Consider the following 13758-nt stretch of genomic DNA (forward strand, 5'->3'; position numbering starts at 1 on the left):
CCCGCCTGTCATGACCGTATGGCGATACGGACATGACAGGCGGGGGCGCTCGGCGCTACCGTCATGCTCTGCGCAGGTCGTGACGAGGGAGGGGCCCATGAGCGGGACGTCGAAGGGCGAGCGGCGGATAGGACTGCTGAACGGTCTCGCGGCCTACGGCATGTGGGGGCTCGTCCCCCTCTTCTGGCCGCTGCTCAAGCCCGCCGGGGCGGTGGAGATCCTCGCCCACCGGATGGTGTGGTCCCTCGCCTTCGTCGCCGTCGCGCTCCTCGTCGTACGGCGCTGGGCCTGGGCCGGCGAGCTGCTGCGGCAGCCGCGCAGGCTGGGGCTCGTCGTGGTCGCGGCGGCCGTCATCACCGTCAACTGGGGCGTCTACATCTGGGCCGTGAACAGCGGGCACGTCGTCGAAGCCTCACTCGGGTACTTCATCAACCCCCTGGTCACCATCGCGATGGGCGTGCTGCTGCTGAAGGAACGGCTGCGGCCCGTGCAGTGGGCCGCGGTGGGTGTCGGGTTCGCCGCCGTCCTCGTCCTCACCATCGGCTACGGCCGGCCGCCGTGGATCTCGCTCTGCCTCGCCTTCTCCTTCGCCACCTACGGTCTGGTGAAGAAGAAGGTCAACCTCGGCGGCGTCGAGTCGCTGACCGCCGAGACCGCCGTCCAGTTCCTGCCCGCGCTCGGCTACCTGCTGTGGCTCGGCGGGCACGGGGGCCTCACCTTCGCGACCGAAGGCGTCGGCCATGCCGCGCTGCTCGCCTCGACCGGCCTCGTCACCGCGCTGCCGCTGGTCTGCTTCGGCGCCGCCGCCATCCGGGTGCCGCTGTCCACGCTGGGGCTGATGCAGTACCTCGCGCCCGTCTTCCAGTTCCTGCTCGGCATCCTGTACTTCCACGAGGCCATGCCGCCCGAGCGATGGGCCGGGTTCGCCCTGGTCTGGCTGGCGCTGACCCTGCTGACGGGGGACGCGTGGCGCACCGCACGGCGGACACGGGCGGCGGCGGCGCTCGCGGCGTCCGGAGCGGCGGGCACGGCAGCGGTGCCGGCTTCGCCGCGCGTGGACGCGTAAGGGCGCCGGACTCCCGAACCTGGGAACCCCCGAACCCCCGAACCTCCAACCCCCTGACTGAATACCGCTCTTGACGGAGAGTTGGCCAGAGCTTCACGATCCATGCACCCCATTCAGTGTGGATTACCTGTGCCATCCCATGGGTGTCCCTCGGTAATTCGGAGCCCCCACATGAAGCTCTCCGTTTCCGGGCGGGCGACGGCCACCGCCGTCGTCGCGGCCGCCTCGCTGCTGGCCGGCGGATCCATCGCCGGCGCCGCGCCCGTCCACGAGTCGGCCGCGGCGGCAGCCGCGCCCGACATCCCCGTGGCCAACGTCAAGGCACACCTCGCCCAGCTCCAGTCCATCGCCACCGCCAACGGCGGCAACCGCGCGCACGGCCGGGCCGGCTACAAGGCCTCGCTGGACTACGTCAAGGCCAAGCTGGACGCCGCCGGATTCACCACCGCGATCCAGCAGTTCACCTCCTCCGGCCGCACCGGCTACAACCTGATCGCGGACTGGCCCGGCGGCGACAGCAATCAGGTTGTCATGGCCGGGTCACACCTGGACAGCGTGACCGCGGGAGCCGGCATCAACGACAACGGATCCGGCTCCGCCGCGATCCTCGAGACCGCGCTGGCGGTCGCACGGGCCGACTACCACCCCACCAAGCACCTGCGGTTCGCCTGGTGGGGAGCGGAGGAGCTCGGCATGGTCGGCTCGCGCTACTACGTCAACAACCTCTCCTCCGCCAACCGCGCGAAGATCAGCGGATACCTGAACTTCGACATGATCGGCTCGCCCAACCCGGGCTACTTCGTCTACGACGACGACCCCACGATCGAGAAGACCTTCAAGGACTACTACGCGGGCCTCGGCATCCCGACCGAGATCGAGACCGAGGGCGACGGCCGCTCCGACCACGCGCCGTTCAAGAACGCGGGCGTACCCGTCGGCGGACTGTTCAGCGGCGCCGACTACCGCAAGACGTCCGCGCAGGCGGCCAAGTGGGGCGGTACGGCGGGACAGGCCTTCGACCGCTGCTACCACTCGTCCTGCGACAGCGCGTCCAACATCAACGACACCGCGCTGGACCGCAACAGTGACGCGGTGGCGTACGCGGTGTGGAACCTGGCGTCGTAGGCCGGTGGGCCTGGTGAGCCGCGTAGGTCACGTGGGGACTCATCGGACGCCCGCGTCGCGGGCGCGTACCTCGAGGCGGCCCATGCGGGTGCGGGCCGACTCCAGTTGGCCGAGGTCGTCGGCGGCGGGTCCGCCCTCGGCGACGAGCTCGGTCCACAGGCCGATGAGGTCGTAACCCAGCGACAGGCCCTGCACCGGGTTGCGTACGGCACGCCAGGCGGAAGCCGCGCTCTGGATGTTGCCGTACGCGGCCTCGGTGTCCCTCGCGTGGCGGTGGATGCGGGCCAGGTCGAGGGAGAGGTGGAAGGAGCGGAGCGCGTCGCCCGCCAGGTAGGCGATGTACGCGGTGAGTTCGCGCAGCCGCAGCACTTCGGGGTGCTCCGGTCCCAGCGACACCGACGCCTCGGCGACGGTGTGCTCCGCGAGTTGCGCCGCCGTGTCCGTCCGGCCCGCCTTCACCGCCTCGTTGATCCGCGCGACGGGTTCGGCGAGGAGGGCCGGGGTGGAGCCGTCGCCGGGTGCGGTACGAGGATCGTCGCCGAGTACGGCCTCGGCGACCGCGTCGAACCCGCGCGCGGGGGTGGGCTTGGGGTCGGGCTCGGGTTCGGCGGTCACGTCGATGAGGGGCGCGGGCGCGGGCTTGCGCTCGGGCGCGGGTGTGGGCGCGGGTTGCGGGGTCACGTCGAGGAACTGAGCCGGCTCGGGTTGCGGGGTCACGTCGACGAACGCGGCGGGGCCGGTCGGCGGGGTCACGTCCACGAACGCGGCGGGCTCGGGCCGCGGGGGCACGTCGGCCGAGGGAGCGGGCTCGGGTTCGGGCGCGGGCTCCGGTTGTACGTCCATGGCGGGCGGCGGCCCGAAGGTGCCCGTGGGGGCGGAGACGGTACCGGGAGCGGTGGGTGTGCCGGGACCGTCCGTACGCTCCGCCGACTCGGGCACCGCTCGCAACGGGAACGTCGTGGGATCGGGCCGTACGCCCTTCTCGGTGTCGGCCAAGGACCGCAGGGGGAAGGTCGGCGTGGCATCCCTGACCGGCTCCGGCGTCGCCCGCAACAGGTGCGTCGGCAGATCACGCGGCTCGGCGGGCGCGGGCGGCGTGGAAGGCGCCGGCATGGGAGGCGCGGGCGGCGCGGTGTTCCCGAAGCCCGCCGGCGGCTGAGCCTCCGCCGCATCCGGCTGCGCGCCGGCCACGGTCGGCAACAGCTCGGTCGGCGCCTCGCCCCCGCCCAGCCCCACGTCCCCCTGCTCACCCGGTACTCCGTGCTCCTCCGCCGGACGCATCCGCGCGGGTTCCGCCGTGAAGTGGGTGGAGCCGTCCGGGTCCATGCGGAGGGGGACGACGTAACCGATGCGCTCGTCGTGGACGTGGGCGAGGACGGGGTGGCCGGAGGCGAGGGCGATGCGGTGGAGGTGGGCCAGGACGGCGTGCTGGATCTCCTGGCCGGGGGCGGGGGCGACCGGTACGCCACCGATCGACGCGCCACCCGCTCCCGGACCGTCGCCGGGGACGCGGACGTCGAGCGGTGCCACCACGGGCGCCGCCGTCGGCACGGCCCGCTGCTCTTCCCGCTTCTTCTCGCGACTGAGTCGAGACATCGCTTCCTCACTCACCTGTACTTCTCGGCGCCACGGCCCCGTCGTCCACGTACTGTCGAGTCTCTCCGGTCGCCCCCGGTCCGCGCGTCACCACGGCGTCACAGCCTCGCACCAGGAACCTACCCTTCATCACAGAACCGTCCCCGAGCCCTGAGGATCGGGCTGGTCGGACGGAGTGGCCGGGGTGACGAAGGAGGAACGCGGGGATGGCGACGACGGCGACGGACGCACGGCAGGGTCCCGAGATCTGGCTGCGCGGCCCCGTGCCCGCACCGGAGGAGCAACCACCCGACCCGTCACTCACCGACCGGCGCTTCTCCTGGGTCGCCACGCACGGCGGGGCCGGTGTCTCCACCCTCGCGACCGTCTACGGCGGCCACGACTGCGGACGTGACTGGCCCGGCCCCGGCGCCCCCGCGTCGGTCCTGCTCGTGGCCCGTACCCACTTCTCCGGACTCGAGGCCGCCCTGCGTACCGTCGAGGTGTTCCGGCGCGGACAGGCACCGTACGGGCTCGACCTCGACTCGGTCGTGCTCGTCGCGGACGCGCCGGGCCGGCTGCCGCGCCCGCTCGTCCGCCATGTCCGGCTGGTGGAGTCGGTCATCGACGTGTACCGCGTGCCGTGGGTGCCCGCCTGGCGCCTCGGCGATCTGAGCGGGGAACCACCACGGGAGACGGCGGCCCTGGCCCGTCTCACAGGGGCCCGGGCGCGCTGAGCATGGCCGGTGGACGGGCGTCGGCCGGGGAGATCGCCGCGGCCGTACGGTCCCGGCGGCTGTCGGCCGTCGACGTGGTGGCCGCGGCGCTGGAGCGGATCGGGCGCACCGATCCCGAACTGTGCGCGTTCGCCGAGGTGTGGGAGGAGACGGCGCTGCGGCGGGCCCGCGAGGTGGACGCGCGGGTCGCCGCGGGCGAGCGGCCGCCACTGGCCGGGGTGCCGATCGGCGTCAAGGGGCGGCACGGGCTGCGCACGGCGGAACCGCTCCTCGCGGCCGGGTGCGTGCCGGTGGGCGCGACCTCCGTGCCCGGGCCCGGAACCGTCTGGCAGACCTGGGGACTCGGGCGCCACGGCCGTACCGTCAACCCCTGGCGCGCCGACCGTACACCGGGCGGCTCATCGGCCGGTTCGGCGGCCGCGGTGGCCGCCGGTCTGGTGCCGCTGGCGACCGGCAGCGACGGGGCGGGGTCGGTGCGGATACCGGCGGCCTGGTGCGGGGTCGTTGGCCTGAAGACGACGAACGGCCACCTGCCGACCCCGGACCGCACGGGGCTGGCCGCGCCCGGAGTGCTCGCCCGGCACGCGTCGGACGTGGCGGCGTACTGGCGGGTGATGTCGGGGGAGGACATGCGGGGGGACTTGCGGGAGGACGTGCGGGGGGACTTGTGTCGTCCGTCCACCGTCCCCACCGCCGTCTGGTCGCCCGACCTCGGCTTCGCCGACCCCGACCCGGAGCCCGTGGCGCTCGCGCATGCCGCGGCTCTGCGGCTCGCGGACGCCGGTGTCGTACGGCTTCTACGGCCGCGCACGCCCCCGCGCCTCGAGGATCCCGCGTCCGCCTGGCTCGCCCTGCGCTCCCCCGGCGCCCCGGACCTCGACGCGGTTCACCGGCTCCGGGCCGGGAACGACCGGCGGCTCGACGCCCTTTTCGCCGACGCGGAGTTGCTGCTGACGCCTACGACGCCGAACGACCCGCACGGCCACGACGGGCCGGGCGAGCGGTACTCCACCGCGCTCACCTGGGCGTTCAACCTGAGCGGGCATCCGGCGTTGAGCATCCCTGCGGGTCTGGGCGCTGACGGTTGCCCGGTGGGGTTGCAGGTGGTGGCGCGGCACGGGCGGGAGGCGTTGTTGCTCGGCGTGGCGCGGGCGGCGGAGACGGGAGTGGGGTACACCTGGACGAATGAATGCATGCGCATTTAATGTAGAGGCGTGCAATTGATGCACGCCGACCATTTGGGGGCTCCATGACGACCCGCCGCTTCCTGTTCGTACTGGGCAGCAGCCGCGACGAGGGCAACACCGAACTGCTGGCACGCCGGGCGGCCGAGCAACTCCCCTCGGACGTCGAACAGCAGTGGATCGACCTGACCGAGGACCCGCTGCCGGACTTCGTGGACCTGCGGCGCGACAGCGACCACGTCCGTCCCACCGAAGGCGCCCCGGCGCTGCTGCTCGACGCCACGCTCGCGGCGACGGACATCGTGATCGCGTCCCCGCTGTACTGGTACTCAGTGTCCGCGCAGACCAAGCGCTACCTCGACCACTGGTCGGGCTGGCTGCGCACCCCGGGCCTGGACTTCAAGGCGACGCTGGCCGGGCGGACCCTCTGGGGCGTCGCCGCGCTCGCCGACACCGAGTTCTCCGTCGCCGACCCGCTCATCGGCACGCTGAACAACTCGGCCGCGTACATGGGCATGCACTTCGGCGGGGTCCTGCTGGGCAACGGCAGCCGGCGCGGTGACGTACTGGACGACGAGGGCGCGCTGGCCCGGGCGAAGACGTTCTTCGCGGGCGAGACACCGCTCGCGAGGTTCCCGCACCAGACGGCCTGACTTCTACGCGGTGATGTCCTTCGCCGTGAACCGTGCCCAGGCCGCCGAACCGAACACCGCCGCGTACAGGCCCTGGAGGCCGAGGTTCTTCAGCAGGTCGTCGTAGTAGACCGGGTCGCGCATCAGGTCGGCGAAGGACAGCCAGTAGTGGGAGAAGAAGTACGGCTGGATCGCGTGGAGCTGGGGGATCTGGTCGAGGATCTGGACCGTGATCAGCAGGCCCACGGTCGTCGCCATCGCCGCGACACCGCTGTTGGTGAGCGTCGAGACGAACAGCCCGAGGGCCGCGACCCCGATCAGGGACGCGGCGACGACCAAGGCGATCAGCAGGGCCCGGCCCAGGCCGTCGGCGAAGGAGATCCGGGTGCCGGAGATCGTCGTCAGGTCGCCCAGCGGGAAGAGCACCGCACCGACCGCCAGCGCCGAGAGCGCGACCACGAGAGTGGCCAGCAGGCAGAACGCCATCGTGGTCGCGTACTTGGTGAGCAGGAGGCGGGTACGGCCGGCGGGTGCGACCAGGAGGTAGCGCAGGGTGCCCGCGTTGGCCTCACCGGCGATCGCGTCGCCCGCGATGACGCCGACCGCCATCGGCAGGAAGAACGGCAGGGTCGCGGCCAGTGCCGTGAAGACGAGGAACAGGCCGTTGTTGGTGATCTGCGCGATGAAGGCCGGGCCTCCGCCCCCACCGCCGCCTCCGCCGGAACCGGCCGACGAGCCGTCACCCGTCTCGATCTTCACCGCGATCCCGACGAGGACCGGCACGGCCGCCAGCACGCCCAGCAGCGCGAGCGTGCGCCAGCGCCTCAGGGTGGTCAGCAGCTCGCTGCGCAGCAGTCCGAGGGTCCACAGGGGACTGGGCCTGCGCACGGCGTCGCCCCGCGACATGACCTCAGCCCGCGACATCGAACCCCTCCCCCGTGAGCGCCACGAACGCGTCCTCCAAGGAGGCCCTTTCGACGCCGAAGCCGCGGACGCGGACGCCCGCCGTCACCAACGCGGCGTTCACGTCGGCGAGGTCGCGCTCCGGAGGCTCGCCGGTCACCCGGTCCTCGGCGATCACGACGTCCCCGACGCCCTGTTCCTTCAGCACCCGGGCCGCCTCTCCCGTGTCCGGTGTGGTCACGACCAGCTTGCCCCGCGCACCCGCCGCCAGCTCGGCCACCGGCCCCTGGGTGATGAGCCGGCCCTGGGCCATCACCGCCGCATGGGTGCACACCTGCTCGATCTCGTCGAGGAGGTGGGAGGAGAGGAAGACGGTCGTGCCGTCGGAGGCCAGCTCCCGTACCAGGGAACGGATCTCCCGCATGCCCTGCGGATCGAGGCCGTTGGTCGGCTCGTCCAGGACGAGCAGCCGGCGGGGCTGGAGAAGGGCGGCGGCGAGCCCCAGCCGCTGCTTCATACCGAGGGAGTACGCCTTCGCCTTCTTGCCCGCGGCCGCCGTCAGGCCCACCCGGTCCAGCGCCGCGGCGACGCGCGTACGCCGGGTGCGCGGATCGGCGACCGGGTCGGCGGCGTCGTAGCGCAGCAGGTTGTCGCGGCCGGAGAGGAAGCCGTACAGCGCTGGCCCCTCGATGAGCGCGCCGACGTGCGGCAGGACGGCCCGGGTGGCCCGCGGCATGGGGTGCCCCAGGACGCGGGCCGAGCCGGACGTGGGTGCGATGAGCCCCATCAGCATGCGGATGGTGGTCGTCTTCCCCGAGCCGTTCGGACCGAGGAAGCCGAAGACGCTGCCCTCCGGGACGGACAGGTTCAGCCCGTCGACGGCGAGCTGTCCGCCGCGGTAGCGCTTGGTGAGCGCGCGGGTGGCGATCACGCCGTCCCGCGCACCCGCCTCTTCCGGCTCCGTGGCGGACGGTTCGTCCATGTGCTCCCTCGATTCGTCGTACGCCCGTACTCCGGGCGCACGGTGCCTACTTGGCGGTGTTCGCCGCCTTCACCAGGGCGTCCTTGGTGACCGCGCCGACGTAGACCTTGCCGTCGTCGGTGATCAGGGCGTTGACCAGACGGGTGGAGAACACGGTGCCCTTGCCGAACTTCCCGCTGACCTGGTCGCCGAGGGAGCCGAGGAACCCGCCGAGGTCACCGCCGGCTTCGGTGCCCGAGGGCACGCCCTCGCCGCCGGTGTCGAAGGTGGCGATGGAGTTCCAGCCCTCGCCGATGGTCTTCATCCCGTCGAGCTCCTTGCCGAGGTCCTCCTCGGACTTCGGGCCGCGCTGCCCGCGGTCGGCGCTCTCGTGGCCCGCGTTCTCGTCCTCGGTGACCTTCGCGCCCTTCGGCGGGGTGAAGTCGAAGGTGGAGGCGGCCGGCTTGTCGAAGCTGACCTGCGTGAAGCCGGCGTCGACCACGGCCGCGCCGCCGCGCGCCGGGGTCAGCGTGAACTTCAGTGGCAGCCCCGTCTTCGCGTCCACGGCCACGCTGATCGCGCCGACCGTGGTACCGGACTGCTTCGGCTTGACGAGCAGCTTGTAGGCGTCCCGGCCGGCGACCTGGACGGTGCCGTCGACGGTGACGGACGTGGTGTCGTCGACCGACTTCAGGGCTTCCTCGGTGAGGTCCTTGGGGGTGGCGGGGACGTCTTCCCGGCTCTTGCCGCTCTTGTCGCCCTTGTCACCCTTGTCGGCAGCGTCCGAGGACGTGCCGTGGTAGACCTCGTTGGACTTGCTGTCGTAGCCCCAGACGTCGTTGCCGTTGTGGATCAGGCTGTATTCGGCGGCGTTCTCGAGCAGCGAGAGCTTCTGCTTGTCCGGGCCGTCGGCGGCGACGCGCACGGTGTGCGTGCCGGAGGCCAGTTCGGTGAGCTTGGCGGACGGATCCGCGGACGATCCGCCGTCGCCGCCCGAGCGTGTGGCACCGGAGAGGAGGCCGTTCTCCAGTCCGCCCAGGTCGGGCAGCCCCAGGTCCGTGCTGATCTTCACGGTGCCGGACAGCTGCTGTACGTCCGACTTGGCGATTTTCTCTATGAGTTGCTGTGCGCTGATCTTCGGCAGGTCGGGGTCACCGGAGTCGGCGAGCGCCGGGACGAGCCCGATGGTCGCCGCCGCCACTCCCATGACCGCGACCGGGACCACGTACCGCGCGGCCTTGCGCCGTCCGGCGCGCAGGTCGTCGCCCTCCCCGGCGGTCGTGCTGTCGTCGGATGCGTACGGTGCCATGTCTGCCTTACCTCCGTCGTCGGCGGCGGCTGCTCGTCCCGCGTGTCCGTGTTCCACCCCGAGCAGCCATTCTCACCCGAATCGGTGAGGAGTGGTGTTTTCCGTGGTGTCCATCTGACCAAATCCGCCAAGGGGATTCGTCAACCCTCGGACTCAACTCCGCGTACGCCTGCGGTATGACATGGGGTGGAGGCGCCTCCTCCCGACCCCTAGGGGTCGGACGGGCTGACGCCGCCACGCGCACCGAACCTTGCCCAGCGCTGTGACATACGCCACAAGGCGTCAGATACTCCGAGAGGGCGAGCGACTCCGGAGGACACACTGGGACACAGGGGACGTAGGGGATGCGCCGGGCGCGGGGCGAGGGCGGGGGCAGGGCGAGGGCGGGGGCAGGGAACGCAGGGGGCCTAGCCGGCCCGGTGCACCACCGCGTCGCACAGCTCCATCAGTGCGATCTTCGCGTCGCACTCCTTCAGCGGTGCCAGCGCGGCCCGGGCCTCCTTCGCGTACCGGATCGTGTCCTGCCGCGCCTGCTCCAGTGCGGGATGCGCGCGCAGGGCCGCCAGCGCCTCGGCGTGCCGGGCGTCGTCGGTCAGGTCGGAGTCCAGCAGTTCGCACAGGGCGATGTCCTCGGCCAGCCCGAGCCGGGCCGCCCGCTCGCGCAGCCGCAGCACCGGCAGGGTCGGGATGCCCTCGCGCAGGTCCGTCCCCGGCGTCTTGCCCGACTCGTGCGAGTCGGAGGCGATGTCCAGCACGTCGTCCGCGAGCTGGAAGGCGACTCCCAGCCGCTCGCCGTACTGCGTCAGGACGTCGACCACGGTCTCGTCGGCGCCGGACATCATCGCCCCGAAGCGGCACGAGACCGCGACCAGCGAGCCGGTCTTGCCACCCAGCACGTCCAGATAGTGCTCGACCGGGTCGCGCCCGTCCGTGGGACCCGCCGTCTCCAGGATCTGGCCCGTGACCAGCCGCTCGAACGCCTCCGCCTGGACCCGGACCGCCTCCGGTCCCAGGTCGGCCAGGATGTGCGAGGCCCGCGCGAACAGGAAGTCGCCGGTGAGGACCGCGACGGAGTTGCCCCAGCGCGTGTTCGCGCTGTCCACCCCGCGTCGCACCTCGGCCTCGTCCATCACGTCGTCGTGGTACAGCGTGGCGAGGTGGGTCAGCTCCACCACCACCGCCGACGGCACGATCCCCGGCGCGTAAGGGTCACCGAATTGCGCCGCGAGCATCACGAGAAGTGGCCGAAAACGCTTCCCGCCCGCTCGTACGAGGTGCTGCGCGGCCTCCGTGATGAACGGGACCTCGCTCTTGGTGGCTTCGAGCAAACCTTCCTCGACGGCCGCCATTCCGGCCTGGACATCGGCTTCCAGAGCCTGGTCCCGCACGCTCAGCCCGAACGGCCCGACGACGGTCACGAGGGGTCTCCTGTCTGCTGGTGTCTACCGGCGCTTACATGGTTTGTCGATAGGTCGCTGCCATCACTCAAGTCAGCGTATCCGGTCACCTTTCGATCACTGATGCCCCCCGCCCTCCCACATTCCGTACCGTCCGGACGGTACGGAATCAGGCGTTATGTCTTTGATCATCCGATATGACAGGACATCCATCGCCTTACCCGCGAGCAGTGATTCATGCCCCACCCGGCGGTCACCATCCGGCCACAGACGCACGCTGCCCGATTTGCCGCAATTGATTTCCCAATTCCCCTTGGCGGCAAATGAGCTGAGGATATGCGAGCAGTGAATTGGGTCACGTTCGGGCCTGTTCGGACACGGCGCAGTGCACCGACTCTCCCCTTTGCCCATCCCCGAGTTGAGCCTTGGCAACCGCAAAGGATCAAGCACCCCATACGCCTCAGACCAAGGTCAATGGGGCGAGACGTCAATCCACCACTTGTTCCCGACATGTGCTCTCGCATACGTTCCCGGCCTGTCGGGCGGACGCCTCATCCTGCCGCCGCCCGCAGCCACCCATCGACGAACACTCGCATACGGCAGGAGCGGGGGACCCAGGTAAGTCGCCGGGCCGGACATCGCACCGGACCGGCTAGGGGTGAAGCCGCGTCGCCCAACGGCGGCCCGGCCGGGCACCTCCCAGCCCGAACCCGACAGCTCACCTCGCAGGCGCCGGAGAGGAATTCGCCATGCCCACTGCCGGCCTGCCCCGCCGCACCCGCACGTCCCGACTCGTTCGCACCCTCGCCGTCGCCGGCACCGGCGCCGCCGTGCTCGCGCTGCCGCTCATCGGCGCGACCAGTGCCTCGGCCGCCACCCCGGCGGCCCTGACGACCGCTGCCGTCACCGGCTACCCCAACAACCTCGACGGCTGGATCCGGGCGTCGCTCGCCATCATGGCCGAGCGGGGCATCCCCGGTTCCTACGACGGGATCTACCGCAACGTCATGCGCGAGTCCTCCGGCAACCCCAACGCCATCAACCTGTGGGACTCCAACGCGGCCGCCGGAACCCCGTCCAAGGGCCTGCTCCAGGTCATCGACCCGACGTTCCGGGCCTACCACGTGCCCGGCACGTCGTTCGACCCCTACGACCCGATCGCGAACATCACCGCGGCCTGCAACTACGCGGCGGCGCGCTACGGCTCGATCGACAACGTCTTCGGCGCGTACTAGGGCCTGCCCCTCAGCCTTCGGGAAACAGTCTGTCGAGGACGACGGCGACGCCGTCGTCCTCGTTCGACTCGGTGATCTCGTCGGCCATGGCCTTGAGTTCGGGGTGGGCGTTGGCCATCGCGACGCCTCGGGCCGCCCAGTCGAACATGGGGATGTCGTTGGGCATGTCACCGAAGGCGATCGTGTCCGCCGGGCTCAGGCCCAGGTGTTCGGCGGCCAGCGCCAGGCCGGTGGCCTTGGTGATGCCGCACGGCTGGAGTTCGACCGTTCCCGGGCCCGACATGGTGACCGTCGCGAGGGAGCCGACCACTCCGCGCGCCGTCGCCGCCAACTCGTCGTCGGACAGGTCGGGATGGCGCAGCAGGACCTTGCTGATCGGCGCGCACCACAGGTCCGCGCGTCGGCCGACCCGTACGGCGGGCAGGGTCGGGTGGGGCATCAGATACCCGGGCTCGATGAGCGTGAGCCCTCCGACGCCGTCCTGATCGACCGCGGCGTACACCTGCCCCACCTCGGCCTCCACCTTCTCCAGCGCCGTCTCCGCCAGCTCCCGGTCCAGGGTGACCGACCACAACAGCCGGTCCGCGCCGGCGTCGTAGACCTGTGCGCCCTGCCCGCACACCGCGAGCCCCCCGCTGCCGAGGTCGTCGAGGAGCGGGCGCACCCGGGGCGCCGGCCGCCCCGTGACGACGAGGTGCTGGGCACCCGCCCGTGCCACCCGCGCGAGCGCGGCGAAGGACCGGTCGGAGACGGTGTCGTCGCCGCGCAGCAGCGTTCCGTCCAGGTCGGTGGCGATGAGTGAGTACGCGGTGCGCTCGTCAGATGCGGTGGGTGCGGCCATGATCAGAGAATACGGACAGGACACCCCCCTTCACTCAGTGCGAACCGGACGGCGGCAGCCCCCACCGCCGCCCAGCCACCACTTTCAACTCCCCTGCGACGATCGGCTTTTCACCCCCAGGGGGTGCCCGCCTCCCTCCGGCTCAGCCGTGCGCCGCCGCAAGATGCCACGCCAGCCTCGGTGAGGCGAACTCCGTGCCGCACACGAACCGCATCACTGGGCCGTACGACGCCGCGGCCGGCAGCCCCGTGAAGTACAGCCCGGGCACCGACGACACGTATCCCGCGCCCAGCTCGGGTGTGCCGCGGCTCGCCCAGGAGCATGCCCGCGGGCATGTGGTCGCGCCGGCTCACCATGGCAGCCCGTCCACCAGACGGTCCGGTTCCTCGGTGCCCGTCGTCGGCCACACGAACGCGCGTTCCAGGTACCGGGAGACAGCAGCCGGTGTGCAGCGGTCCTCCGCGATCGCATACATCGGGCTCCCCAGCCGGCCCAGGGTGCGGATGGCACCGACGCCGCCATGGTGGAGCGGGTAGTCGCCGAACTTGACGATCAAGCCCGGCACTTCCCGGTCGGGTTCGAACGGCACGCTGACGGCATGACTGGCCACGGGCCCCCACGTCTCCCCACGGGCCGGACCCAAACCGTCCGTGTACCCCCAAAGGGGGCTAAGCCGGAATTGCACCGTCCGACAAGAGCTATCCGGACATTGCAAACCCTTTAGGCCCTGCCCAAGGTCGGCACCTCGGCCGTAACGTGTGGCGCGACCACGTGAAATCCCTCCGGAACCCTT

Annotated in this window: 12 protein-coding genes, 2 pseudogenes and 1 riboswitch; of the genes and pseudogenes, 6 read left to right on the top strand and 8 right to left on the bottom strand. The window is 71.4% G+C overall.

The window, feature by feature from the left end; genetic code table 11:
- Positions 1-97 precede the first annotated feature (97 nt).
- Entirely contained in the window at positions 98-1066 is a 969-nt protein-coding gene (gene rarD / locus ACGFNV_RS11305) for an EamA family transporter RarD (protein WP_393621349.1), read from the top strand.
- Positions 1067-1237: 171 nt separating this feature from the next.
- Positions 1238-2191, top strand: coding sequence for a M28 family metallopeptidase (locus ACGFNV_RS11310; RefSeq protein ID WP_393621351.1), 954 nt, complete (start codon positions 1238-1240; stop codon positions 2189-2191).
- A gap of 39 nt (positions 2192-2230) precedes the next feature.
- On the opposite strand, the gene ACGFNV_RS11315 is transcribed toward ACGFNV_RS11310, so the two are convergent.
- A complete protein-coding gene (locus ACGFNV_RS11315) occupies positions 2231-3787 on the bottom strand; it encodes a tetratricopeptide repeat protein (protein ID WP_393621353.1) in 1557 nt (518 codons plus the stop codon).
- 206 nt (positions 3788-3993) lie between these two features.
- On the opposite strand from ACGFNV_RS11315, the gene ACGFNV_RS11320 reads away from it, so the two are divergent.
- From ACGFNV_RS11320 to ACGFNV_RS11330, 3 genes are read left to right on the top strand one after another with little or no spacing between them, the layout of a single operon-like run.
- Positions 3994-4503: a DUF6668 family protein gene (locus ACGFNV_RS11320; RefSeq protein ID WP_393621355.1), complete on the top strand. Its 510-nt coding sequence runs from the start codon at positions 3994-3996 to the stop codon at positions 4501-4503.
- A gap of 2 nt (positions 4504-4505) precedes the next feature.
- Positions 4506-5708: an amidase gene (locus ACGFNV_RS11325; RefSeq protein WP_393621356.1), complete on the top strand. Its 1203-nt coding sequence runs from the start codon at positions 4506-4508 to the stop codon at positions 5706-5708.
- A 44-nt stretch (positions 5709-5752) separates the two neighbouring features.
- On the top strand, positions 5753-6340 hold the full coding sequence (locus tag ACGFNV_RS11330) for a flavodoxin family protein (RefSeq protein ID WP_393621357.1): 588 nt from the start codon (positions 5753-5755) through the stop codon (positions 6338-6340).
- Positions 6341-6343: 3 nt separating this feature from the next.
- Here ACGFNV_RS11330 and ACGFNV_RS11335 read toward each other — a convergent pair whose 3' ends face one another.
- The 4 genes from ACGFNV_RS11335 to ACGFNV_RS11350 all read right to left on the bottom strand — a co-directional run bounded on the left by ACGFNV_RS11335 (position 6344) and on the right by ACGFNV_RS11350 (position 10910).
- Positions 6344-7243 carry an ABC transporter permease gene (locus ACGFNV_RS11335; protein WP_393621358.1) on the bottom strand — a complete coding sequence of 300 codons (900 nt, stop codon included), beginning with the start codon at positions 7241-7243 and terminating at the stop codon, positions 6344-6346.
- A complete protein-coding gene (locus ACGFNV_RS11340; RefSeq protein ID WP_393621359.1) occupies positions 7230-8204 on the bottom strand; it encodes an ABC transporter ATP-binding protein in 975 nt (324 codons plus the stop codon). Before ACGFNV_RS11340 ends, ACGFNV_RS11335 begins: the two co-directional genes overlap by 14 nt.
- A 46-nt stretch (positions 8205-8250) precedes the next feature.
- Positions 8251-9492 carry an outer membrane lipoprotein carrier protein LolA gene (locus tag ACGFNV_RS11345; protein WP_393621361.1) on the bottom strand — a complete coding sequence of 414 codons (1242 nt, stop codon included), beginning with the start codon at positions 9490-9492 and terminating at the stop codon, positions 8251-8253.
- 407 nt (positions 9493-9899) lie between these two features.
- Complete coding sequence (locus tag ACGFNV_RS11350) at positions 9900-10910, bottom strand: polyprenyl synthetase family protein (RefSeq protein WP_393621362.1); 1011 nt, start codon at positions 10908-10910, stop codon at positions 9900-9902.
- A gap of 549 nt (positions 10911-11459) precedes the next feature.
- Positions 11460-11634, top strand: a riboswitch (cyclic di-AMP (ydaO/yuaA leader).
- Positions 11635-11638: 4 nt separating this feature from the next.
- Here ACGFNV_RS11350 and ACGFNV_RS11355 point away from each other — a divergent pair.
- The gene (locus ACGFNV_RS11355; RefSeq protein WP_393621364.1) at positions 11639-12124 is read left to right on the top strand and encodes a transglycosylase SLT domain-containing protein; all 486 of its coding nucleotides are present in this window, start codon (positions 11639-11641) and stop codon (positions 12122-12124) included.
- A 10-nt stretch (positions 12125-12134) separates the two neighbouring features.
- Here ACGFNV_RS11355 and ACGFNV_RS11360 read toward each other — a convergent pair whose 3' ends face one another.
- The 3 genes and pseudogenes from ACGFNV_RS11360 to ACGFNV_RS11370 all read right to left on the bottom strand — a co-directional run.
- Positions 12135-12965 (bottom strand): HAD family hydrolase, encoded by an 831-nt coding sequence (locus tag ACGFNV_RS11360; RefSeq protein ID WP_393621365.1) that lies wholly within the window; start codon positions 12963-12965, stop codon positions 12135-12137.
- 142 nt (positions 12966-13107) lie between these two features.
- Positions 13108-13275: pseudogene (locus ACGFNV_RS11365) on the bottom strand (NAD(P)/FAD-dependent oxidoreductase); the annotation flags it as partial.
- A 48-nt stretch (positions 13276-13323) separates the two neighbouring features.
- A pseudogene (locus ACGFNV_RS11370) lies at positions 13324-13554 on the bottom strand (ATP-grasp domain-containing protein); the annotation flags it as partial.
- Positions 13555-13758: the final 204 nt, after the last annotated feature.

Source organism: Streptomyces sp. NPDC048751, assembly GCF_043198595.1.
Taxonomy (GTDB): domain Bacteria; phylum Actinomycetota; class Actinomycetes; order Streptomycetales; family Streptomycetaceae; genus Streptomyces.

What these genes read in the sequence shown, in the direction of transcription:
- rarD (WP_393621349.1), top strand. Translation starts at nt 98, where the DNA reads ATGAGCGGGACGTCGAAGGGCGAGCGGCGGATAGGACTGCTGAACGGT.
- ACGFNV_RS11310 (WP_393621351.1), top strand. Translation starts at nt 1,238, where the DNA reads ATGAAGCTCTCCGTTTCCGGGCGGGCGACGGCCACCGCCGTCGTCGCG.
- ACGFNV_RS11315 (WP_393621353.1), bottom strand. Translation starts at nt 3,787, where the DNA reads ATGTCTCGACTCAGTCGCGAGAAGAAGCGGGAAGAGCAGCGGGCCGTG.
- ACGFNV_RS11320 (WP_393621355.1), top strand. Translation starts at nt 3,994, where the DNA reads ATGGCGACGACGGCGACGGACGCACGGCAGGGTCCCGAGATCTGGCTG.
- ACGFNV_RS11325 (WP_393621356.1), top strand. Translation starts at nt 4,506, where the DNA reads ATGGCCGGTGGACGGGCGTCGGCCGGGGAGATCGCCGCGGCCGTACGG.
- ACGFNV_RS11330 (WP_393621357.1), top strand. Translation starts at nt 5,753, where the DNA reads ATGACGACCCGCCGCTTCCTGTTCGTACTGGGCAGCAGCCGCGACGAG.
- ACGFNV_RS11335 (WP_393621358.1), bottom strand. Translation starts at nt 7,243, where the DNA reads ATGTCGCGGGCTGAGGTCATGTCGCGGGGCGACGCCGTGCGCAGGCCC.
- ACGFNV_RS11340 (WP_393621359.1), bottom strand. Translation starts at nt 8,204, where the DNA reads ATGGACGAACCGTCCGCCACGGAGCCGGAAGAGGCGGGTGCGCGGGAC.
- ACGFNV_RS11345 (WP_393621361.1), bottom strand. Translation starts at nt 9,492, where the DNA reads ATGGCACCGTACGCATCCGACGACAGCACGACCGCCGGGGAGGGCGAC.
- ACGFNV_RS11355 (WP_393621364.1), top strand. Translation starts at nt 11,639, where the DNA reads ATGCCCACTGCCGGCCTGCCCCGCCGCACCCGCACGTCCCGACTCGTT.
- ACGFNV_RS11360 (WP_393621365.1), bottom strand. Translation starts at nt 12,965, where the DNA reads ATGGCCGCACCCACCGCATCTGACGAGCGCACCGCGTACTCACTCATC.